General features: G+C 41.1%; 22 protein-coding genes. 14 read left to right on the plus strand and 8 right to left on the minus strand.

The features are described from left to right. Window positions 1-17: 17 nt before the first annotated feature. The 4 genes from HG267_RS23505 to trmD all read right to left on the minus strand — a co-directional run bounded on the left by HG267_RS23505 (window position 18) and on the right by trmD (window position 2,665). Complete coding sequence (locus HG267_RS23505) at window positions 18-644, minus strand: PIN domain-containing protein (protein ID WP_052335064.1); 627 nt, start codon at window positions 642-644, stop codon at window positions 18-20. Window positions 645-723: 79 nt separating this feature from the next. Continuing rightward, complete coding sequence (locus HG267_RS23510) at window positions 724-1,206, minus strand: type I restriction enzyme HsdR N-terminal domain-containing protein (RefSeq protein WP_045868232.1); 483 nt, start codon at window positions 1,204-1,206, stop codon at window positions 724-726. Window positions 1,207-1,303: 97 nt separating this feature from the next. Next, window positions 1,304-1,789, minus strand: a complete 486-nt coding sequence (ispF, locus tag HG267_RS23515; protein WP_045868890.1) for a 2-C-methyl-D-erythritol 2,4-cyclodiphosphate synthase — start codon at window positions 1,787-1,789, stop codon at window positions 1,304-1,306. Between the two features lie 81 nt (window positions 1,790-1,870). Continuing rightward, the gene (trmD, locus tag HG267_RS23520) at window positions 1,871-2,665 is read right to left on the minus strand and encodes a tRNA (guanosine(37)-N1)-methyltransferase TrmD (protein ID WP_081583893.1); all 795 of its coding nucleotides are present in this window, start codon (window positions 2,663-2,665) and stop codon (window positions 1,871-1,873) included. 435 nt (window positions 2,666-3,100) lie between these two features. Between trmD and HG267_RS23525 the strand changes: the two genes are divergently transcribed. The 3 genes from HG267_RS23525 (at window position 3,101) to cphA (ending at window position 7,038) form a co-directional block, all read left to right on the plus strand. Next, a complete protein-coding gene (locus tag HG267_RS23525) occupies window positions 3,101-3,301 on the plus strand; it encodes a hypothetical protein (RefSeq protein ID WP_155538986.1) in 201 nt (66 codons plus the stop codon). Further along, a complete protein-coding gene (locus HG267_RS23530) occupies window positions 3,301-4,164 on the plus strand; it encodes a cyanophycinase (RefSeq protein ID WP_045868234.1) in 864 nt (287 codons plus the stop codon). The genes HG267_RS23525 and HG267_RS23530 overlap by 1 nt, the downstream gene beginning before the upstream one ends. Window positions 4,165-4,335: 171 nt before the next feature. Beyond that, window positions 4,336-7,038, plus strand: coding sequence for a cyanophycin synthetase (gene cphA, locus HG267_RS23535; RefSeq protein ID WP_071989343.1), 2,703 nt, complete (start codon window positions 4,336-4,338; stop codon window positions 7,036-7,038). A 67-nt stretch (window positions 7,039-7,105) separates the two neighbouring features. Here cphA and tatA read toward each other — a convergent pair whose 3' ends face one another. Beyond that, on the minus strand, window positions 7,106-7,279 hold the full coding sequence (tatA, locus tag HG267_RS23540) for a twin-arginine translocase TatA/TatE family subunit (RefSeq protein WP_045868236.1): 174 nt from the start codon (window positions 7,277-7,279) through the stop codon (window positions 7,106-7,108). Window positions 7,280-7,505: 226 nt separating this feature from the next. On the opposite strand from tatA, the gene HG267_RS23545 reads away from it, so the two are divergent. Beyond that, window positions 7,506-8,081 (plus strand): hypothetical protein, encoded by a 576-nt coding sequence (locus HG267_RS23545; protein WP_045868237.1) that lies wholly within the window; start codon window positions 7,506-7,508, stop codon window positions 8,079-8,081. 232 nt (window positions 8,082-8,313) lie between these two features. Here HG267_RS23545 and HG267_RS23550 read toward each other — a convergent pair whose 3' ends face one another. Then, window positions 8,314-9,705 (minus strand): serine/threonine protein kinase, encoded by a 1,392-nt coding sequence (locus HG267_RS23550; protein ID WP_045868238.1) that lies wholly within the window; start codon window positions 9,703-9,705, stop codon window positions 8,314-8,316. 95 nt (window positions 9,706-9,800) lie between these two features. On the opposite strand from HG267_RS23550, the gene cbiT reads away from it, so the two are divergent. Then, window positions 9,801-10,403: a precorrin-6Y C5,15-methyltransferase subunit CbiT gene (cbiT, locus tag HG267_RS23555; protein ID WP_045868239.1), complete on the plus strand. Its 603-nt coding sequence runs from the start codon at window positions 9,801-9,803 to the stop codon at window positions 10,401-10,403. A gap of 176 nt (window positions 10,404-10,579) precedes the next feature. Next, window positions 10,580-11,470, plus strand: a complete 891-nt coding sequence (locus tag HG267_RS23560) for a phosphatidate cytidylyltransferase (RefSeq protein WP_045868240.1) — start codon at window positions 10,580-10,582, stop codon at window positions 11,468-11,470. A gap of 279 nt (window positions 11,471-11,749) precedes the next feature. On the opposite strand, the gene HG267_RS23565 is transcribed toward HG267_RS23560, so the two are convergent. Then, entirely contained in the window at window positions 11,750-12,463 is a 714-nt protein-coding gene (locus HG267_RS23565) for a DUF2993 domain-containing protein (RefSeq protein ID WP_045868241.1), read from the minus strand. A 137-nt stretch (window positions 12,464-12,600) separates the two neighbouring features. Between HG267_RS23565 and HG267_RS23570 the strand changes: the two genes are divergently transcribed. Beyond that, complete coding sequence (locus HG267_RS23570) at window positions 12,601-13,416, plus strand: pseudouridine synthase (RefSeq protein ID WP_045868242.1); 816 nt, start codon at window positions 12,601-12,603, stop codon at window positions 13,414-13,416. Then, the gene (locus tag HG267_RS23575) at window positions 13,391-14,200 is read left to right on the plus strand and encodes a helix-turn-helix domain-containing protein (protein ID WP_045868243.1); all 810 of its coding nucleotides are present in this window, start codon (window positions 13,391-13,393) and stop codon (window positions 14,198-14,200) included. The genes HG267_RS23570 and HG267_RS23575 overlap by 26 nt, the downstream gene beginning before the upstream one ends. 247 nt (window positions 14,201-14,447) lie before the next feature. On the opposite strand, the gene malQ is transcribed toward HG267_RS23575, so the two are convergent. Then, on the minus strand, window positions 14,448-15,959 hold the full coding sequence (gene malQ / locus HG267_RS23580; RefSeq protein WP_045868244.1) for a 4-alpha-glucanotransferase: 1,512 nt from the start codon (window positions 15,957-15,959) through the stop codon (window positions 14,448-14,450). A 168-nt stretch (window positions 15,960-16,127) separates the two neighbouring features. On the opposite strand from malQ, the gene HG267_RS23585 reads away from it, so the two are divergent. The 6 genes from HG267_RS23585 to urtD all read left to right on the plus strand — a co-directional run bounded on the left by HG267_RS23585 (window position 16,128) and on the right by urtD (window position 22,905). Next, entirely contained in the window at window positions 16,128-16,559 is a 432-nt protein-coding gene (locus tag HG267_RS23585) for an NUDIX domain-containing protein (RefSeq protein WP_045868245.1), read from the plus strand. 110 nt (window positions 16,560-16,669) lie between these two features. After that, window positions 16,670-17,851: a Rid family detoxifying hydrolase gene (locus HG267_RS41755; RefSeq protein ID WP_045868246.1), complete on the plus strand. Its 1,182-nt coding sequence runs from the start codon at window positions 16,670-16,672 to the stop codon at window positions 17,849-17,851. A 515-nt stretch (window positions 17,852-18,366) separates the two neighbouring features. After that, entirely contained in the window at window positions 18,367-19,683 is a 1,317-nt protein-coding gene (gene urtA / locus HG267_RS23600; protein WP_045868247.1) for an urea ABC transporter substrate-binding protein, read from the plus strand. A 181-nt stretch (window positions 19,684-19,864) separates the two neighbouring features. Next, complete coding sequence (locus HG267_RS23605; RefSeq protein WP_045868248.1) at window positions 19,865-21,025, plus strand: ABC transporter permease subunit; 1,161 nt, start codon at window positions 19,865-19,867, stop codon at window positions 21,023-21,025. A 40-nt stretch (window positions 21,026-21,065) separates the two neighbouring features. Next, complete coding sequence (urtC, locus tag HG267_RS23610; protein ID WP_045868249.1) at window positions 21,066-22,187, plus strand: urea ABC transporter permease subunit UrtC; 1,122 nt, start codon at window positions 21,066-21,068, stop codon at window positions 22,185-22,187. Continuing rightward, complete coding sequence (gene urtD, locus HG267_RS23615) at window positions 22,162-22,905, plus strand: urea ABC transporter ATP-binding protein UrtD (protein WP_045868250.1); 744 nt, start codon at window positions 22,162-22,164, stop codon at window positions 22,903-22,905. Before urtC ends, urtD begins: the two co-directional genes overlap by 26 nt. The last annotated feature ends 135 nt before the right edge of the window (window positions 22,906-23,040 follow it).

Genomic DNA, 23,040 nt, shown 5'->3' on the forward strand with positions numbered 1-23,040 from the left:
ATCATTGAATAGTAAGTCTAAGTATTTTGGGAATTGAGCCAATCTAGAAACTTTTGAGTATTATTTAAATACTTGATTCCATAATTATGCAAGATATTTCTAATTTCTGGTTTACCAAAGTCTTTGCTATTACCGCTTAAAAATACCTTGCTTTCTCTAGGATACAAATTTGCATGATGAATAATAGACTGCAAAATTAAGTTATCCATAATATCTTGTTTAATAAGTAATGTTTCTGGCTGTGTAATTACTGCTTGGGAAATATTACGAATTATTGTATTGTTTAAATTTATCACCTCTGCCTTTTGCAGAAGCATATCTATAGCATTAAAAAGACGAATCTGAATATCGTTGAGTAACAATTGATTCCAGATACGTGCCTGTTCTAAGTGAGCCAAGAAAATTTGAGCATTAGAAGAGGTTAAATCTCGTTTTGAGTTATTTATCTGTTTATCAATATTTTTTTCAAATTCTTGTACATAATATTTTTCTGTTTCCCACCTATTCAGGGCTTCAACATAACAAAAGTTTGGGATAACTATCCGAATGGATGAAGGTAAGGAACATAATAGATTTTCTGCCTCTAAATCTTGCCTTTTTGCAATTGCCATCAAAAAGTTAGTTTCAACGTAAAGTATTACCATCAAGATTTACCTGAGAATAAGAAATTCCTCCTGAATGAGCAATTACTACTTGTAGCTTTTTGCAATAATTCTATTGCTACTAAATTTTCTGAGTAGTTCCTCCTTGTAGTTTTTGCAATAAACCTATTGCTGCCAAATTGTCTGATGCTGGTGGCATTTCTGATTTCCAATGATATGCTAAGTCTCTCAACCAAGCTTCTACAAGGGTTTCTAAATATAGACCCAAGATTTTTCTGTCGCTAAATTCAGGATCGTAATGACTAAGTATATTAGCAGTTTTAATTGCGATTAAAGATTCAGACAAATTTTTACCATTCCATTTAAAAATCTCAATATCTCTGAGATTAACCAACATGAGAAACATTTCATCAACTAAAAATAAATGATTATTTTTAATTTCATTTTGCAGATATGAATTTAGTTGTGTAATAGCTTGCTGTTTGGCAACTTTCCCTTCTACCTCTGTACTTTTAACTTCAACTAATAAAACAATTTGTTCATCCTTGTCGAGGACAATAATATCAGCAACATAATTAGGAATTTGAAATTGTGCAGCTTCCATTGTCCTCATCTCCCAAATAGATTAATAATTTATTGATGCCGCTATAGCTTGCATATTCCTATGCTAGCTATTGACTACTCCTAAATATAAATTTCCGTTAATTAGCAGTGACTAACAACACAACAGCATAAGCGCATATACCTTCTTCACGCCCTACTGGGCCTAATTTTTCGTTGGTAGTAGCTTTAATACCAACTTGATTTGGTTGCAGTTCTAAAACAGCCGCTAACTTGTCGCGCATTGTCTCAATATGAGGTTTCAATTTTGGACGTTCTGCGACTACTACAGAATCAATATTGCCAATTTGCCAACCGCGATCGCGAATTAGCTGATGTACTTGGCTTAATAGCTCTAAACTATCTGCTCCTGCCCATTTGGGATCTGTAGGCGGAAAATAATGCCCAATATCCCCTAAAGATAGTGCGCCTAACATGGCATCCATAATCGCATGGGTGAGGACATCAGCATCACTATGTCCCAGTAAACCTAGTTCATGGGGAATTTTCACTCCTCCCAAAATCAAAGCGCGATCGCTTACTAGTCGATGAATATCGTAGCCGTTACCAATACGAATGTTTGTCATTTGTCGTTTGTCATTTGTCATTTGTCATTGGGCGTTTGCTCACAGGGAACAAAGAACAGGAAGTTGGGATTAATAGCATAGTTACTCTCCTTGCTTCCTCTGCTCCCCTGCTTCCTCTGCTCCCTTATCCCCAGTCCCCAGTCCCCATTGCCCCTTATCCCCAGAGGGGGCCCCGAGTTCCCCATTTCCCCTCTGTTGCTGCCATTTTTCCAGTAAATCTGGGCGGCGATCGCTTGTTCTTTGGATTTGTTGTTCGTAACGCCACTTGGCGATTGCAGCATGATTTCCTGAGAGTAAGACATCCGGCACTTTCCAGCCGCGAAAATTTGCTGGGCGGGTGTATTGGGGATAGTCTAATAAACCTTCCTCAAAACTCTCTGCTGTCAATGACTCTACCTTGCCGACAGTTCCGGGTAAAAGTCTCACAACGCCATTGAGCAAAGCCATTGCGGGAATTTCGCCACCTGTGAGAATAAAATCTCCTAAAGAGACTTCCCGGGTAACTAAATTGAGAACGCGATCGTCAACTCCTTCGTAATGCCCGCAAATCACAATTAATTGGTTATAATTTGTGGCTAATTCACGTAAAAGTGGTTGATTGATGGTTTGTCCTTGAGGACTCATCAAAATTACCTCTCTTTGCGGTAGAATCGGCAGCGACTCTACAGCGGCAAAAATGGGTTCTGGCTTCATTAGCATCCCCACTCCACCGCCATAGGGTTCATCGTCTACTTTTCGGTGCTTGTCAGTGGTGAAATCCCGAGGATTAATCAGATTGACTTGAGCAATCTGCTTGGCTAAGGCTTTAGCCAGCAATCCGGAATTTAAAACAGAGGTAAAACAGTCAGGAAAAAGCGTAACTATATCAAAGCGCACAGTTATTCGTATTCAAGAACACTAATCTTAAATTTGAATGTCGAAGAACAACAACAAGGTAATGTCTGCTAAAGCTACAGATAAGGTTTGTCAATAGTAACTAAAAGTACCAGAAAACTAAGCTCTTTCGTGAGATCAAAAGTTTTTCTAATTACTTAATTTATGTTTAAATATTGTCACAACTACATTTAAATTAATAATCTGTCCAAGTTAACAACTTCCAGGATGCATCGAGCCAGCCTCAGAAAACAGCTTGTCAAAACCTGCTCGCCCAACTCTAGGGCGCAGCGTAGCCTCCACTTAGCCCTACTCGCACTATTTTGCCAAACTAGCAAAAGTGGACAGGTAAACAACAAGGCGCTGGCTTTAGAGGATAAGGGACATAGGAAAACTGAGGCATTGTTTGGATCAAGCGAGAAGTTGGCAAGAAGGCTTATGCCAATCCAAATTTCACAAAAGTGTCCTCCCCAAAAAGCAAAGCGTGAAAATCATCAGGCTACTGAACCTTGTTATATTCACACGCCATTCGCCACAAGCCGACGGCACTTCCTTCAAGTCGGCAAAGCCGCCCAACGGAGTGCCTTGGAAACCCATCCCAGGCGATGGTTCCTGAAGTTGTTGACAGGAGAAACATAATGCCGCAATTACAAGCTAAATCGCTGGAAATGAGGACACCCCAAGCAACTAAAACCGCCGTTCTGGTTATCGGAGGCGCAGAAGACAAAGTTCATGGCCGCGATATCCTCAGAACTTTTTTTGGCCGTGCTGGTGCTAGCAAGGCATATATTACAATTATTCCATCTGCCTCCCGAGAACCTGCCATCATCGGTGGTCGGTACATTCGGATATTTGAAGAAATGGGTGCTGAAAAGGTTGAAATTTTAGATATTCGCGAACGGGAACAGTGCGAAGCCTCGCATATTAAAGCATCCTTAGAAGCCTGTAGTGGCGTATTTTTAACAGGAGGGGATCAATTACGTCTCTGTGGTGTATTGGCAGATACCCCAGTGATGGACATTGTCCGACAGCGAGTCAGATCAGGGCAGCTTACCTTAGCAGGCACAAGTGCAGGGGCAGCAGTGATGGGACATCACATGATTGCTGGCGGCGGTAGTGGGGAAACCCCAAACCGTTCTCTGGTCGATATGGCAACTGGTTTAGGATTTATTCCCGAAGTGATTGTAGACCAACACTTTCACAACCGTAATCGCATGGGGCGCTTAATTAGCGCGATCGCCGCTCACCCCGATCGCCTAGGTATTGGCATTGATGAAGATACTTGTGCGGTGTTTGAACGTGATGGTTGGTTACAAGTGATGGGTAAAGGTAGTGTGACTATAGTTGATCCCACGGAGGTAACTCATACCAATGAACCCCATGTAGGTGCCAACGAACCCCTAACAATACATAATTTACGTTTACATATCCTCAGCTATGGCGATCGTTTTCACCTGTACCAGCGGACTGTATTGCCTGCTGTACACCGGATCTCCAGCTGACGGAATAGAGTATCTGAGGTTACACTGAGTTGATCGCTGATTTATTTCTTACTGTAGAAAAATCACTTGAATCCTATCTAAAAAGAAAAAACTGTTCACCATAAACAGTTTAGCGATCAAAATCAGTAAGAAACTAGAATATTGGTTCCGAATCTCCATCTACCTATTCCCATGAGAATCCTCAAGATCCAGACCTTACGCGGCCCAAACTACTGGAGCATTCGACGCCACAAGTTGATCGTCATGCGACTCGATTTAGAAAACCTAGCCGAGAAGCCCTCGAATGAAATCCCTGGTTTTTACGAAGGATTAGTTGAGGCGCTGCCAAGTCTGGAGGGCCACTATTGCTCCCCTGGCTGTCGTGGTGGTTTTTTAATGCGGGTGCGAGAAGGCACCATGATGGGCCATATCGTCGAACATGTAGCTTTAGAACTGCAAGAACTAGCTGGAATGCATGTAGGCTTTGGTCGCACCCGCGAAACTGCTACACCAGGCATTTACCAGGTAGTAATTGAGTACCTGAATGAGGAAGCGGGACGCTACGCGGGACGAGCTGCTGTGCGCTTGTGCCAAAGTATTGTAGATCGCGGTCGCTATCCCAAAGCAGAGCTAGAGCAAGATATCCAAGACTTAAAAGACTTCTGGCGAGATGCGTCTTTGGGGCCCTCTACAGAAGCGATCGTCAAAGAAGCAGAAAAACGAGGTATTCCCTGGATGGCTCTGGGGGCGCGCTTTTTGATTCAGCTAGGTTATGGCGTGAACCAAAAGCGGATGCAAGCAACCATGACCGACAACACGGGCATTTTGGGAGTAGAACTAGCTTGCGATAAAGAAGCTACCAAACGTATCCTCTCTGCTGCTGGTGTACCAGTGCCTAAAGGTACAGTCATAAACTTCTTGGACGATTTGGAAGAAGCTATTGAATATGTTGGTGGTTATCCCATAGTTATTAAGCCTTTGGATGGTAATCACGGACGGGGTATCACCATTGATATTAGAACCTGGGAAGAAGCAGAGGCAGCCTATGAAGCCGCCAGACAGGTTTCCCGCTCAGTTATTGTCGAGAGGTATTACGTCGGACGCGATCATCGGGTATTGGTGGTAGATGGCAAGGTCGTCGCAGTCGCCGAACGTGTACCAGCTCATGTAGTGGGTAATGGTAGATCTAGCATTGCGGAACTAATTGAGGAAACAAACCAAGACCCCAATCGCGGCGAGGGACATGATAATGTGCTCACCAAGATTGAACTTGACCGGACTAGCTACCAGCTTTTAGAAAGGCAAGGTTATACCCTAAATAGCGTGCTTCCCAAAGGTACAATTTGTTATCTCAGAGCAACAGCTAACTTAAGTACAGGAGGCTGTGCTGTAGATCGTACTGATGAAATCCACCCGGAAAATGTTTGGCTAGCACAAAGAGTAGTCAAAACTATTGGGTTGGATATCGCGGGACTAGATATTGTCACCACCGATATTAGTCGCCCCTTAAGGGAAGTAGATGGCGTAATTGTGGAAGTTAACGCTGCCCCAGGCTTTAGAATGCACGTTGCACCTAGCCAAGGCATTCCCCGCAACGTTGCTGGCGCAGTGATGGATATGCTGTTCCCCAACGAACAATCCAGCCGCATTCCGATTCTGAGCGTTACGGGCACTAATGGTAAAACCACTACTACAAGACTGTTAGCACATATCTACAAGCAAACAGGCAAAGTAGTAGGTTATACAACTACAGATGGAACTTATATTGGTGATTATTTAGTAGAGGCTGGTGATAATACTGGGCCGCAGAGCGCTCATTTAATACTACAAGACCCCACCGTAGAGGTAGCAGTATTAGAAAGTGCGCGAGGGGGTATTCTGCGTTCTGGCTTGGGGTTTGAAGCCGCAAATGTTGGTGTGGTATTAAATGTTGCTGCCGACCATTTAGGTATAGGTGATATAGATACCATCGATCAGTTAGCTAACCTCAAGAGTGTAGTTGCAGAAGCTGTATTCCCTGATGGTTATGCCGTACTTAATGCTGACGATTATCGCGTAGCGGCGATGGCGGAAAAAACCAAAGCGAATATTGCTTACTTCACCATGAACCCTGATTCAGAATTGGTGCGGAAGCACATTCAAAAGGGTGGAGTAGCGGCTGTTTATGAAAATAATTATCTTTCAATCGTCAAAGGCGATTGGACACATCGCATCGAAAGAGCAGAAGCTATCCCCTTGACAATGGGTGGGCGTGCGCCATTTATGATTGCTAACGCCTTAGCAGCTAGTTTGGCAGCCTTTGTGCAGAATGTCTCGATTGAGCAGATTCGCGCTGGTTTAAAGACATTCCGTGCTTCTGTGAGTCAAACGCCAGGACGGATGAATTTATTTAATTTAGGCAACTACCATGCTTTGGTAGACTATGCTCACAACCCAGCTAGTTACGAAGCTGTGGGTGCTTTCGTCCGCAACTGGACTTCTGGACAGCGCATTGGTGTAGTTGGGGGCCCTGGCGATCGCCGTGACGAAGATTTTGTTACCTTGGGCAGATTAGCAGCCGATATTTTTGATTACATCATTGTCAAAGAAGATGATGATACCAGGGGCCGTCCCAGAGGTTCTGCCTCAGAGTTGATTACTAAAGGCATTACCCAAGTTAAACCGAATTGCCGTTTTGAATCAATTCTCGATGAAACCCAAGCCATTAATAAAGCCTTAGATATGGCTCCGGAAAATAGTCTGGTTGTGGTTTTACCAGAAAGCGTCAGCCGCGCTATTAAGTTAATTCGCGCACGTGGCGTAGTCAAAGAAGAAACACAGCAATCAAATACACCCGCAACTGTTGTAGATTCTCAAAATGGTGTGGCTTCTTCGATCATCAACACGCTGCTTTAGTCAATAGTAGAGATGCGATCGCTCGTATCTCTACCATTGACCTTTGCTATGCTGCCAATTTTGCCGATTACTGGTCTTGGTCTGAGTTATTATCCGCACTAGAACCTTTAATTTCCTCCTTAAAACCCCGTAGAGTTTTACCCAGCGCACTTCCCAATTCGGGGATTTTTTTGGGGCCAAAAATTACCACAGCGACTATCACAATAATGGCAACTTCTGGCCATCCAAGTCCAAATAACATATAGGCTTCCTCTCAAGGATACTTAATTAAATCATAGAGTAGTAAGAGATGAGAGTAGTTGGGTAGGTGGAGAAGAAATATTGTTTAGCCTCAATCTCATCTAATAAACTCGCACTATTTATGGACAATACTAAAGATATATTTTTCCTATCATTTATATAACAAGCGTAAATTCTTATAAAACTATAGAATTGCTTTTATTTCAGTCTGGAATTAAAAAGCTAACATGACATTTTTTGAATCGAATAAGATTAAGACTGTTGAAGTGGATAACGTTACGTTTGAAACTGTAGTATCAGATAGGGAATTAACCATTCCAGAAGTAAAGCGTGGTGTTTATACTCTTGTAAGGCTTGGTATTCGGATTATCAATAATAGACAAACACCCTTATACTTCCCATACCATTTTTATTCGATGTTTCCAGAAATGATCGCACCAGACGGTCAAGTCATGTTAACAGGTTTACACTCTGAACGACTTAGTAAACGAATTGAATCTGATTATGTACTACTAATTCCAGGAGAGGCAGTAACTTTTTATCGTGATAGCTTTCTTTTTTGGATACAAAACCGAAAGAAAAAGCGTGAACGCAAGTTGACGTTGAATATACCATTTCCATCTGAAGATATTTATATTTTCCGTCCACTGTATCCGGGAATATATCAATTTCGGTTTAAATATAATGAATCTCATGAAAGTATCAAAGATTTTTATCAGTGGAATGAATCAACAAAAATAAACAATATCTGGGTTGGAAAAGTAATAACTCCGCTTGTAGAAATTCACTTATTAGAGCCATAAATTAAGGTTTAGATTATTTGTTTTAGATGTCGATTTCTTTAATCACTTCAGCAAAAGGGGATTGGCGGAAAAATTCTGAGAGTTTGCTTGGTTGCTCTGGGTTAGTGTTATTTGTAGTCAGGCTTTGAACCAAAATTTGGATAATATACAGTTTCTGGTTGGGAGAAAGCTGAAGGAGTTTTTGTTCGAGTTCTGGTATAAGCAGGATGGGGTTTCAGCAGAAAATAATTTCCTATTGTTTACTAATTTCTATGCCTAACCAATCGCTTAATTCATGGGCTAACCATTCTAGTTCTGCATCCGATTTAATACTATCGTTACCGCCAATTTGATATTTTTGGACACCAGCCCAGATATCTAATTGAGCAGGAACTTGAGTGCGGGTACCTTCTGAGTCTTTAGTAAAATGCTGCGGCGTATAAACTAACTTAGTAATATTTTCTCTGGGTGATGGCTGAGGGCGATGGGATTTAAATCCTAATAAATTGTAAGTTAAAGTAATTTTTTGCCGATCAAGGTGTAAGCGGATGCTTCCCCAAAGGCTAAATATAAAACCATACATCATCAAGCCGCCTGCACCCCAAAAAGGCAGAGAGAACAAAGCAAAGGGGAGGTTGACAGGAAAAGGGGCGGCGAGTGCGTTAATTGTCCAAAAGAGAATAAATGAATTCCAGGCGATCGCAAACGTACCTAAGAAGATCATTGATGGTTGCCAGCCAGTAGGCGGAATAATAATTTCTAAGGCATCTCGATGTTTAGTTAGTTGAATTTTGCTCCCAGGTGGTTTCGCAGTAGTTAAAGCCAAAGCATGGGGAATTTCCGGTTTTTCTAAGGCTTTGAGCGCTTCTAAGGCAGAACTAGCACGCTTTTCTAAGTTAGGTTCAATTAACCATTGCAACCAATTAGTGAAGCTGGGGCTGAGATTCGCTGCTTGCTCAAACTGAATGCGAAAATCTTTTTGGGGTAAATCTGCTGGCTGGATACCCGTTACCAAATAAATTAATGTCGCCCCTAAACTGTAAAGATCCGAAGCTGGGACAGTACGCCCACCAAATTGTTCTGGTGGCATATAACCGTAGGTTCCCACTATAGTACGAGTAGAGCCTTCAGTCGCCAAAACAGTTTGTACTGAGCCAAAATCCACCAAATAAACTTGACCGACGCTATTACCAGAGCGATCGCCTAATAAAATATTGCTGGGCTTAATATCACGGTGAATTACGGGTGGATGTAGTCCATGCAAGTAACAGAGAATTTCTAAAAGCGCTTTGGCTATCTGCTTAACTTCTGCTTCTGTAAATATCTGCCCAGCTTTTAAATATTGCTCTAAAGTTTGTGCTGAGATATAAGTTTGTACTAGAGCAAATCCATTAATAGTAGGTGTATTTAGCTCAAAATAATCTAAATAGCGAGGAATAAAGGGATGCGATAAAGATTTTAAAGTTTCAGCTTCTCGCTCAAACAGCTTGAGATCATCCCATTCAAAGTCACCACCAAAGGAAAGTAACTTCACAACTACAAGTTCTTGAGTTACCAAATCACGGGCTAATAGCGTCCGCCGCCCAGACTTTTTTCCTAATTCCTGTTGAACTTCGTAGCGATCGCTTAATATTTTCTGAGTCATGATGATTACTGATAACGCTACGTCTAAAAGCTTTTGATAGCCTACGACCACTCAAAACAGACAAGCTGATATCTTTAGTATAAATATGTAATTTTATGTCCTCCCAAATATGGCCTTATATTACCCCTGGTATTCCCGATGAGTTGTTCGAGTACTTACCTGGAATCCCCTTAAGCCAACGCGAAGTTAGGCTATTGCTGATTGCTCAACTACGACTGCAAGCAGATTCAGTGTTATGGGATATTGGTGCAGGTACAGGTACAATTCCTGTAGAAGTGGGACTTTTATGCCCTGGTGGCAAAATTATCGCTGTCGAACGGGATGAAGAAGTAGCTAACCTCATCCGCCGTAACTGCGATCGCTTTGAAGTCAAAAATGTCGAAGTGATTGAAGGTAGCGCGCCGGATTGTTTGCAGGATATTAAAGTTACCCCTCACCGTGTTTGCATTGAAGGGGGAAAGGCCATTCAAGAAATTTTGCAAGCTGTGTGGAATTATCTACCACCAACAGGGAGAGTGGTGGCCACAGCTGCTAATCTAGAAAATCTATATGCTATTTCTCAGACTTTTTCTCAATTAAGAGCTCGCAATATTGAAGTTGTGCAATCTTCGGTGAATCGCTTAGAAATGCGCGGCTTTTCTCAAACCTTTACCGCCGTTGATCCTATATTTATCCTTAGTGGTGAGAAACTAGACTAAATCCGAAGGATGAAGGCTAAAGTATGAAAAATCAAGTTAAACAACTAAATTACTGAAAATGCGGCAATTCATACATAAAACCTGATATTTACAACTTCATCCTTCTCCTGCAAAGACGCTACGCGTAGCTTGCTTCTTCGGAGGGGTACATCCTTATTCTTTCATTCTTTATTGCTATGCCTTGGTCTCGGATTATTAGTGGAATTGTGGCGATCGCACTGGCTCTGTTTGCAACCCTGTTGGGGGGTTGGTACTTTACCATTGTGATTGCTATTGTGGTCTTTTTAGGACAACAGGAATATTTTAATTTGGTGCGAGCCAGAGGCATAGCTCCCGCAGCTAAAACCACCATGTCTGTCAGCCTCATCTTACTGGCAATTTGTACCTTGGATGGGGGGTTAGCTGATGCGGTGATGCCAATAGCTGGGACATTTATTTGTTTTTATCTATTGTTTCAACCCAAAATGGCGACGATTGCTGATATATCAGCATCAATTATGGGGCTATTTTATGTAGGTTACTTACCAAGTTACTGGGTGCGGTTGCGATCGCTTGGTAGTGCTGCCCTGAGTAATATACCGTTAGGAGGTTATTGGCCTACAGGTTGGACAGATATCCTAGACCAAAGAAATCTTGCATTACTACCGCAAGGTTTAACAGCAACAGTGCTAACCTTTCTTTGTATTTGGGCAGCTGATATCGGTGCTTATACTATTGGTAAATTCTTCGGCAAAACCCGTTTATCCGATATTAGCCCCAAAAAAACAGTGGAAGGAGCCGTCTTTGGGATCAGTGCTAGCGTTGCCATAGGTCTTGCTGGTGCTTATTATCTTCACTTACCCAGAGCGCTCTATACTGGTCTAGCATTGGGGCTATTGATTGGTATTGCCAGTTTGTTAGGTGATCTGATTGAATCTGCCCTAAAGCGTGATGCTGGAGTGAAGGATTCAGGACAGTTAATCCCCGGACATGGTGGAATTTTGGATCGTACAGATAGCTATATTTTTACCGCTCCCCTAGTTTATTATTTTCTCACTTTGTTGTTACCGCTAATTACGGAGAGTTAATCAGGGGTAATGGGGAATGGTTAATTGGTAATGGGTAATAGTGATTTTTCTGCTTTTCCTCTACCTTGTGCTTCCCGATCCCCTTCTCTCCTATACTACTCATTACTCATTACTCATTACTCATTACTCATTACTCATTACTCATTACTCATTACTCATTACTCAGCATTATCTCGTAGATGATAACTAATGCCAATTTCAGTGATTTCCACGAACTTTGGCATGAGAATTATAAATTATTATAAATACTAAGTCTCTTGAGTTTTTGATTATTAATCATCAGGGGTTAACGTTAATTCGCCCGCGACATACTAACTTACCGGGGATCAGCGTGAGTTCTTGGATATCTACCTCTGGGCCAAGATCAATATTGTGTTCTTGATTACTTTCTGTTTGCACTACCATGTCGTACTGGATTTGGATGGGTGCTAGTTGCAACTCCTGAGCGTTGATCAACTGTAAGCCCAGAAAAATCTTCACGGGCGTAGATTCCCCTTCGGATGCTAGAATGCCACTCAGTATAATTTGATTGGTATCCAGGATAATTTCTTGCCAAGTAGTAGACTTGGTTTTTGTGCAGTGTTCTGGTAAAAGTTTAACCAGTACATCATTTAAAGCCGTTGCTAATAACTCCGAAGACAGAGATTGATTGAGATCCTGTTCTTCCATACTCAGTTCACCAAAAACTGGTACTGTCTCTAACAATCGTAGCGGCTTGCCCTTGATGACTGAGCCGATGTTGACTTGTATGTTTTCTGCCACTAGTTGAATTTTTCCTATATGGAGACCTCGGTAAACGGCATGACTAGCAAAAATCGATACCCAAGGAATCTTTCCCGAGAGAAGTTGGCGATCGCTTGCTTTAATTTCCACTTCGATTTGCGATACTTGAGTTACCTGTGCTTTCAACCACAGCTTAAGTGCGGTTTTCAGCATATTGGTAATTACGCGGATTTTGCCGTTACTTTTGGGGTCTGAATTCTGCTCTGGCATTCAACTCCTGTGTTTATGGGTGAAAACTCTACAATTGGCTGAAGTTAAACAAGCCTTAAATGTAACATTTATGGCTATTAACAACAAAATGCAAATATTATGATTTAAATGTTAGCGAGAGAATAAGCAAATTCCACATGGAGGTACGGTTACAAAAAATTCTTGCCCAATGGGGTATTGCCTCACGGCGTGAAGCTGAAGAAATGATTCGGCGATCGCGCGTGCGGATCAATGGAGTATTGGCACATTTAGGTCAAAAAGTTAACCCCCAAACTGACCAAATTACAGTTGACGGTAAGCCCGTAGTTACTAAGCAACGTCCGTCTTTAACATATTTATTGCTGAATAAACCTGCTGGAGTAGTTTCCACTTGCTACGATCCTCAGGGAAGAACAACTGTTTTAGATTTACTACCAAAAGAATTACGCCAGGGATCAGGTATTCACCCTGTAGGGCGTTTAGATACAGATTCTACAGGAGCATTATTACTTACTAACGATGGCGAACTGACATTTTCTCTCACCCATCCTAGCCATAGTGTCCCGAAAACTTATAGTGTATTGGTTAAGGGACATCCATCGGAAGTAGTTTTACAGATATGGCGACAAGGTGTGGTTTTAGAAGGGAGAAAAACACGACCAGCCCAGGTACGCCTAATAGAAAGTTTTTCTACTAACAGTAGATTAGAAATTGTGTTAAAGGAGGGACGCAACCGCCAGATTCGCCGTATAGCCGAACAATTAGGCTACCCGGTGATTGAACTACATCGGACTGCTATTGGCCCGATTCAATTACAAAGATCCAAACAACCCTATTTAAAACCGGGTAACTATCGTTCCCTAAAAGATGATGAGATGCGCTTTTTGCAACAGCAAATTAAGCACACACCTATTAAGGATTCAGCTGAGTTAAGGAGTGTAATCAACCATGACATGGTTCAGAAGAAAGAATAATCAGCCGCAAACCCTTTCAGTAGAGCAACAAAGAGCTGAAAAGTTAGCAGAAATTGGCGCGCAACTTTGGGCTTCTCGTCAAGAACAGGGTTTATCGCTAGAGGAAGTAGTTGTGATGACTAGAATTCCTAAGCGGCTGTTACAGGCTATTGAAGAAGGTAATTTAAACGAGCTGCCAGAACCAATTTATATTCAAGGATTGATTAGGCAATTTGCTGATGCATTGGGCTTTAACGGCGTAGAATTTTCTAGCACTTTTCCGATTGTTTATCAACAGGTAAGTTCTACTTCTACTTGGACAAATAAGCCCATTAACCAATTGCGTCCTCTGCATCTTTACTTACTTTATATATTTGTGATTGTTTGTTCTGTGAGTGGCTTATCTCAAATACTGAATAACGCTGCTTTACAAGCAAGTACTAGCCAAACTAACCCAACCAACGCTCAAAAAGAGTCTTTCGCACAACCAGCTCAATCAACAAAGCCCCTGGAGATTAAACCATTTAGCAATACTCTCCTGAGTGCCAAAGATGGTCAGCCAGTGCAGATTGGTGTAATTTTGAAATCCTCATCTTGGATTCGTGTGGTAGCTGATGGCAAAACACAATTTGAAGGTACGCTACCACAAGGAACTCATCGGACTTGGAAAGCTCAAGAGCAATTAACAGTGAAAACTGATAATGCTGGTGGTGTACTGATGAGCGTTAATCAGGAGCAACCTAAGGAAATGGGAGAGCCAGGAAAGGTAGAGGAAATCAAAATTGCGGCTAAAACTAGATTTTGAAGAGTACTCAACCAAGTTGTTAATTATGTAGATAAAAGGTTGGGATTTGGTAATTGGTAATTGGTAATTGGTAATTAGTAATTGCGAAAAAATTTTTAACTATTACCTATTACAAATTAAACATTACTAGTCTGAAAATGATAATTAGCAACTTATTCACATCGATTTTTGGGGCACAAGCAACGCTTGTGCCCCTTTAGTTTATGTATTCAAAACTCATTACTCAGGACTCACCACTCAGCACTAATCAGGAAGACTCTTTAGGCGCACGTCCATATAAAGTGGTGAGACGTTTGAGTTTGTGGCTTAATTCCTTAGTTAAAGCGTTTTCTTGGTAGCGCCACTCCCAGTTCCCCTCAGCAACACTGGGGAAATTCATCCGTGCTTCTCCGCCTAATCCCAAAATATCTTGTAAGGGAAGAATTGCTTGATTGGCAATGGAACTTAAAGCGAGTCTAATTAAATCCCAGTGGATACCGTCAGGACTGACACAACCTAAATAAAGCAATAAGTTTTCCTTTTCCCAGTCGCCAGCTTTATTGAACCAACCGATAGTAGTGTCATTATCGTGGGTTCCGGTATAAACTACAGCATTACGTGGGTAATTAAAGGGTAAAAATGGATTACCAGGATCGGAACCAAAGGCAAATTGTAAAACTTTCATTCCTGGAAATTCAAACTTGTCCCGTAATGCTTCTACCTCTGGTGTAATTACGCCTAAATCTTCTGCCAAGACTGGAAGTTTGCCTAATTTTTGGCGAATAGTTTCAAAAAAAGCTCCTCCTGGCGCTTCTATCCATTCACCATTAATGGCAGTTTCTTCACCTTGAGGTACAGACCAATAAGCTTCAAATCCTCGGAAATGGTCAATCCGAATAATATCTACATAATCTAGCATCGCTTCAAAGCGCTGCAACCACCACTTAAAGTCTTGCTTTTGTAATTCTTCCCAGTTGTATACTGGGTTACCCCACAATTGACCTGTGGCGCTAAAGTAATCTGGTGGTACACCTGCCATTTGCGAGGCTTCGCCAGTTTCTTCATCTAAAGCAAAGATATCAGGATTTGCCCAGACATCAGCACTATCATGGGCAACGTAAATCGGAATATCACCAATAATATCTATACCGTGTTTATTTGCATAGGTTTTGAGTTCTGACCACTGCTGGAAGAACTCATATTGGATGAATTTATAATAAAAAATCTCCTGAGTCAGTTGTCGCCTTACCCGATCCAGTGCTTCTGGTTGACGCTTGGCAACTTCAGGTTCCCAGGTATGCCAACTGGCACCATTTTGAGTATCTTTGAGCGCCATAAATAAGGCATAATCATCTAGCCAATAAGCTTTGCGATCGCAAAATTCGGCAAATTTTTTCTGCTGCGTCGATGTTGCCTTGGTGTGAAAGTTCTCGCAAGCCTTTTGCAGTAAAGAATTTTTAATTGGTACAATCTGCTCGAAATCTACTTTGTTTGCCGGAAATCCTGGTAAATTAGCAAAGTCTTCCTCTGTGAGTAGGTCATCCTTGAGCAGTTGTTCTGGGCTAATCAGCAAGGGATTTCCCGCCATTGCTGAGTAAGACATATAAGGCGAATTGCCATACCCAGTAGGGCCCAAAGGTAGAACTTGCCAGTATTGTTGGTAGCTATCTTTGAGAAAATCAATAAAACGGTAAGCTTCTAAGCCTAAATCCCCAATGCCAAATCGGCTGGGAAATGAAGTTGGATGCAGCAAAATGCCGCTGGATCTGGGAAAAGGCATATTTAACCTGATGATGTTTGAGGAGGGGATGTCTACGACGGGCTACGCCTACGCATCGAATCTATCACGGTAGGGACTGGTTTAGAAGCTACCAATGGAGGGATAAGTACAGAATGTAATAAATCCCTATAAAAGCTCATAATTACTACTTAATACTTAATATTGCCTATGAATTACCGTAATCCCGCTCCGACTGTGGATGTAATTATTGAATTAATCGATCAACCTCATCTACCTATAGTATTAATTGAAAGACATAATCCGCCTCTAGGTTGGGCGCTTCCTGGTGGTTTTGTAGATTATGGTGAATCTGTGGAAACAGCAGCGAGGCGGGAAGCTGAAGAGGAAACGGGTTTAAAAATCGAGTTGGTGGAGCAATTTTTAGTCTATTCTGACCCCAACCGCGATCCGCGTCAGCATACTATGAGCGTTGTATTTTTGGCGACAGCGAAAGGACAGCCCAAAGCTGGGGATGATGCTAAGAATATTGGCATTTTTGAGTCGTGGCTTGTGCCTGGTAATCTGTGTTTTGACCACGATCGCATTTTGCGTGATTACTTGCAATATCGGCATTATGGGTTACGTCCGAGGTTGGGTTAGGGGAACGAACCGCAAAGGCGCAAAGGGCGCTAAGAAGAGGAACAGAGATAAATACCTTTGATGCAAAAGTATCGAGATTATACTGTGTCAGAGGTATTTAAGGGCGCATTATGGATGCTGAAGAACTTTTAAAGAGATATGCGGACGGTCAACGGGAATTTCATTCAGTAAATTTAAGAGGGGTAGACCTCAAAGGTGCAAACCTGAGTGAGATAGACCTAAAAAGTGCAGATTTGACAGGAGCGAATTTGAATGATGCCAATCTCAGCAAGGCATTGCTTTATGACACTAACCTTACTAGGGCATCCTTGACAGGTGCTGATTTGCGTGGAGCAAGCATCAATAGGTCTAAATTCAGTAATGCCAGCTTGGATAATGCCAATCTTAGTGATTCTAATTTAGAATCTGCTAATCTAACTCAAGCCTCATTGAGAAAAGCAAATCTTGTGAGAGCAAACCTGGGTGGTACTAATTTTACTGGGGCTAACTTGAGTGGAGCTGATTTAAGTCAAGCAAACCTCAATAGCGCAATACTCAAAAATGCTAATCTCGAAAGAGCCAAGATTCGGGGTGTTAATTTCACTCAAAAGGATTTATCTGGCATAAATCTAGCTGAGGCTGATCTGGGTGCGGCAAATCTAAGAGGTACAAATCTTAGAAAAGCTTGTCTACAAGGAACAAATTTAGAGAGAGCAGATTTACAACAAGCTGATTTGATGAAAGCAAGTCTCAGTAGAGCAAGCCTCAAGAAGGCTGATTTGACTTCTGCTCATGTCTACGGAGCTAGCTTTAAAGATGCTGACCTAACTGATGCGATAATGCCTGATGGAGAGGTTTACAAGCCGATCGCCTGTGAGGTGGAAGTCGGTAAGCAAAAAGCATCTTGGGAAAAAGTAGTATCTATGACACGTCAAGTTATTCGTACTGATAATGCACCTGAACCAGTGGGGCCATATAATCAAGCGATCGCAGCTTCTGGTCAAATGGTGTTTGTAGCTGGACAAATTGCGATCGATCCTCGCATCGGTCAGGTTGTCTATACTGATGATGTGAAAAAGCAAACTGAGCAGGTAATGGCTAATTTAGAAGCTATTTTGACCGCAGCAGGGGCAACATTTGCAAATGTGGTTAAAACCACTGTCTTTCTCGCAGATATGAATGATTTTGCGACAGTTAATGCGATTTACGCGAAATATTTTCCCGAAGATACAGCCCCAGCCCGTGCTTGTGTGGAGGTATCACGGTTACCAAAAGATGTGTTGGTAGAGATTGATTGTATAGCCGTAATTTGAGATTTACAACCTATTTCGGGTAAATAAGGTAGGCAGGTAGGGGCATGGCATTGCTATGTCCTTAGAATTATCTGTACCTCACTCTTTCTCATCGAAACTCCATTCTTTTGTGAGTGGAGTGTTGATATTAGTACGTTATACTTCCCGATAACGTACCATATAAATTAACGGTAATTAATATATCTAATTCAACCAGTATTTTATGGTAAGTTACGTATGTTTTTGCGAAGAAATATACATCTTCAATGTCGCAAAACATACTTTGTAAAATATTCAACACGATTTAAGTTTTTTACCTGCATAAGTGACTTTTAGTTACTACGAAATTGTACAAAAAGTCATGAATTTTTATTAACTTTAATCGCTGGTAATTCTATTTTTATTGTCCAAAATCAAGATTTTGTATAATTCGTAACTTTTTACAAGTTAAATATCGCACTAATATCACAATTTAATGATATTTACAGCTACCTAAAAAGTTAGCTAAATCTTTGTGAGGAGCAGTACAAAAGATAATGAGTAGACGATTTAACAGACGCAGGTTTTTAATATACGGTTCCGCAACCCTCGGTAGCACAATTTTTCTCAAGGCTTGTACAACTGAAACTCCAACTGCTACCAATAGTCCAGCTACATCTCCTACTGCTGCGCCGGCTGCGGCTACTAGTGGTAACACAATCAAAGTAGGTATTTTGCATTCTCTCAGTGGCACAATGGCTATTAGTGAAAAAAGCGTTGTTGATGCTGAAAAATTAGCAATTAAGGAAATTAATGCTAATGGTGGTGTTTTAGGAAAGCAAATTGAAGCTGTAGTAGAAGATGGTGCTTCTAACTGGGATACCTTTAGAGAAAAAGCTACTAAGCTGATCGATCAAGATAAGGTAGCGGTAGTTTTTGGCTGTTGGACTTCTGCTAGCCGCAAGAATGTCAAGCCAGTTTTTGAAAGTAAAGACCATATGCTGTGGTATCCTGTGCAGTATGAAGGTCAAGAGTGTTCTAAAAACATCTTTTACACAGGCGCAGCACCTAATCAACAAATTGAACCTTCTGTTGATTGGCTGTTAAAAAATAAGGGTAAACAATTCTTTTTAGTCGGTTCAGACTATGTTTTCCCTCGCACTGCTAACACCATTATTAAAGCGCAATTAGAAGCACTAGGTGGCAAAACAGTTGGAGAAGATTATTTACCATTAGGTAATACCGAAGTAACACCAATTATCACCAAAATTAAGCAAGCTTTGCCTAATGGAGGCGTGATTTACAACACCTTAAATGGTGATAGTAATGTGGCTTTTTTTAAACAATTAAAAGGTGCAGGCTTAACACCAGATAAATATCCTTCGATGTCGGTAAGTATTGCCGAAGAAGAAGTTAAAGCTATTGGTGTGGAATATCTCAAAGGTCACTATGCAGCTTGGAATTACTTCCAAACAGTAGACACACCTGCAAATAAGAAATTTGTGGAAGCTTTCAAGAAAGAATATGGCGCAGAAAGGGTAACAAATGACCCGATGGAAGCTGCATATATTGCTGTTTATCTGTGGAAACAAGCAGTAGAAAAAGCAGGTACTCCTGACTTAGTGAAAGTGCGTGCTGCGGCTTATGGACAAACTATCGATGCGCCAGAAGGTAAAGTCACAGTCAACGCCAATCATCACATATCTAAAATTGTGCGAATTGGTGAAGTGAGAGACGATGGTTTGTTTAATATTGTTTATGCTACACCTGCGCCTGTTGAGCCAGTTCCTTGGAATCAATTTGTGAAAGAAACTAAGGGATATGCTTGTGATTGGTCAGATCCAGCTAAGGGTGGTAAGTACAAAAAAGCCTAAGGCTAGCTAATGGGTAATTGGTAATCGGTAATTGGTAATTACCAATTATGAATAGCTTAGGTCTTAGTTACCCTACTTTCAATAATTAGGGAACATCAAAATTTCAATTATGCTTTATTCCCTGTTCCCTGTTTACTCTTTCAAATACCAAACACCAAATCCTCATCATTAGGTTAAAAAAGTGTTAACAGGTTTTTTAGATGCGGTATTTAATGGAATTAGTATTGGTTCTGTATTGTTAATTGCGGCATTGGGATTAGCCATTATATTTGGCTTGATGGGCGTAATTAATATGGCGCATGGCGAATTGATGATGTTTGGTGCTTATACCACATTCGTTGTGCAAAATGGCTGTAAACAATTGGGCGGGTTTTGGTTTGAGATTTATATATTTCTGGCTTTAGTTATCGCTTTTATTTTCACAGCTTTTATCGGCTTAATTCTAGAAAAAGGCGTAATTCGCTATCTTTATGGACGACCGCTAGAAACTCTCTTGGCAACTTGGGGAGTGAGTTTAATATTTCAGCAGTTTGTCCGCAGTGTAAATTGGGTATTAATCATTTGCTTAGTTTTATTTTCTCTATTATTTTTTGGGGGTTTGTGGTTTTTAAATTCCCGCAATAATTTAGAGAGAGTGCGTAACTGGGTTGTAGCGGTAATTTTATTGCTATCTCTAGCAATTACAATCACTACAGGTAATTTATTAAGTCAAACTTACAAACTAGCAGTAACTCAGCCTTGGTTTGGGGCGCAAAATGTGGATGTCACAGCACCAAGATGGTTGCAATCTGGGATATCTGTTGCTGGTGTACAATTACCTTTTGCTAGGTTATTTATTATTGGTTTAACAATCATCTGTGTAGCGGGAATTTACCTCTTCTTACAGCGTTCTAAGTGGGGATTAAGAATTAGGTCGGTTACCCAAAACCGCAGTATGAGTGCTTGTTTAGGTATCCCAACTCAAACAGTTGATGCTATCACTTTTGCGTTAGGTTCTGGTTTAGCGGGTGTGGCTGGTTGTGCAATTAGTTTACTCGGTTCTGTAGGGCCAAATACCGGACAAAATTACATCATCGACACCTTTATGGTTGTGGTTGTTGGTGGTGTGGGTAACTTAGCAGGTACTATTGTCGCTGCTTTGGGAATTGGGACAGCTAACTTTTTAATTGGTTCTGGAACTCTGGCTTTGTTATTAACTCCTGTAAAGCCTTTGGTAGATTTCTTCACCTTTTTTGCTACTACAAGTATGGCGAAGGTGATGGTATTTGTCCTGATTATTCTGTTTTTGCAGTGGAAACCTGCGGGGATTTTTCCGCAAAAAGGGCGTACTGTTGATGCTTAGGATTTTTGGGAAAGAAACCGCTAAGGATGCAAAGTAAGAAATGAAAAGAAAGGCAGGAAAGTTAATATTAATTGAAGTTGGGGTAGTAGTGGCGATCGCACTTATCCTGATTTTAATTATGCCAGTGGTGTTATCTGAGTTTCGCTTGAATTTGTTGGGGCGATTTTTGTCCCTGGCGATTGTGGCTTTAGCTATTGATTTGATTTGGGGTTATACTGGCTTACTCAGTTTGGGACATGGGATTTTCTTTGGCTTGGGTGGATATGCGATCGCTATGTACCTGAAGTTGCAAGTCCCATCTGGTGAGTTACCGGATTTCATGGGATTGTATGGTGTAACTGAACTTCCCTGGTTTTGGAAGCCTTTTTATTCTTTTCCCATAGCAGCCGTGTCGGTGGTATTAATTCCCGGTGTGCTGGCGGGTGTGTTGGGATATTTAGTATTTCGCAATCGGATTAAGGGCGTTTATTTTTCGATTTTGACCCAAGCCGCAATTATTGTCTTTTTTAACTTCTTTAACGGTCAACAACAATTTTTTAACGGTACCAACGGGCTGATAGATTTTACAACTTTGTTTGGTGCCACAGTCAGCGACCCAAAAACCAAATTTATTTTCTACACTCTCACAGTCATCTTTCTCGTTGCTACCTACGGTGTTTGTCGCTGGTTAACAAGTGGACGTTTTGGGAAATTATTAATCGCCATTCGCGACGATGAAAGCCGGGTGAGATTTTCTGGCTATGATCCTACAGAATATAAAACATTAGTGTTTGCAGTTTCCGGCGCGATCGCAGGGATTGCAGGAGCATTTTACACCCTCCAAAGTGGTTCTGTTTCACCTAGAGCAATGGATATTGCATTTTCCATTGAAATGGTAATTTGGGTAGCTGTAGGCGGAAGGGCTACTTTAATTGGGGCGATTGTGGGAACTTTATTAGTTAATTATGCCCGTGCTTTTTTAAGCGAACAATTTGCCGAAATCTGGCTATTTTTCCAAGGCGCACTATTTTTAATAGTAGTAACAGTGCTTCCTGATGGCTTAGTCGGATGGTTGCGTCAACACAAGATTCCTTTTATCAAACCTCCTCAAGAAATTTCCACATATCCCAGCTTAGAAGAAGACCCGGAAGTGCAACATGAACGCCAAAATTTTGGAAACTGAAAACGTAACTGTAAGTTTTGATGGCTTTAAAGCACTCAATCAGTTAAATTTTAGTATGGATGTAGGGGAATTGCGAGTAGTAATTGGCCCCAATGGTGCTGGTAAAACTACATTTTTAGATGTAATTACAGGTAAAGTACAACCAACTATTGGACGGGTTTTATTTAAAGGTAAAAATCTCCGTTCTATACCGGAACATCAAATTGCTAGGCGAGGAATTGGGCGTAAATTCCAAACGCCGAGAGTATATCTCAATTTAACACCACGCGAAAATTTAGAAATTACCAGCAACCGCAATAAAAATGTTTTTTCTACCTTATTTGGGCGTGCTGATAGTTCGGAAAAAAATAGTATCAAAGGGTTATTAGAAACAATTGGCTTAACTGTCAAAGCAGACATCCCCGCAGCTTTGTTATCTCACGGAGAAAAGCAACGTTTAGAAATTGGAATGTTAGTAGCCCAGTCTCCTGACTTACTGCTAGTTGATGAACCAGTTGCAGGTTTAACAGATGAAGAAACATATAATATTGGCGAACTACTGTTAACACTCGCGCAAAATCATTCAATTTTAGTCATTGAACATGATATGGAATTTGTACGCCAAATTGCCCGCAGAGTCACAGTATTACATGAAGGTTCAGTATTATGTGAAGGTAATTTTGAAGAAGTGCAGAATGATCCAAAGGTAATTGAAGTTTATTTAGGTCATCAAGAGTAAGTTGGGGACTGGGGACTGGGGACTGGGTAATGAGTAATGAGTAATGAGTAATGAGTAATGAGTAATGAGTAATGGGTGATTGAGAAAGATAAATAAATTTTGAATCTTGTACAGACGCGATTCATCGCGTCTCTT

The organism is Tolypothrix sp. PCC 7601 (genome assembly GCF_025677855.1).
GTDB lineage: Bacteria > Cyanobacteriota > Cyanobacteriia > Cyanobacteriales > Nostocaceae > Aulosira > Aulosira diplosiphon.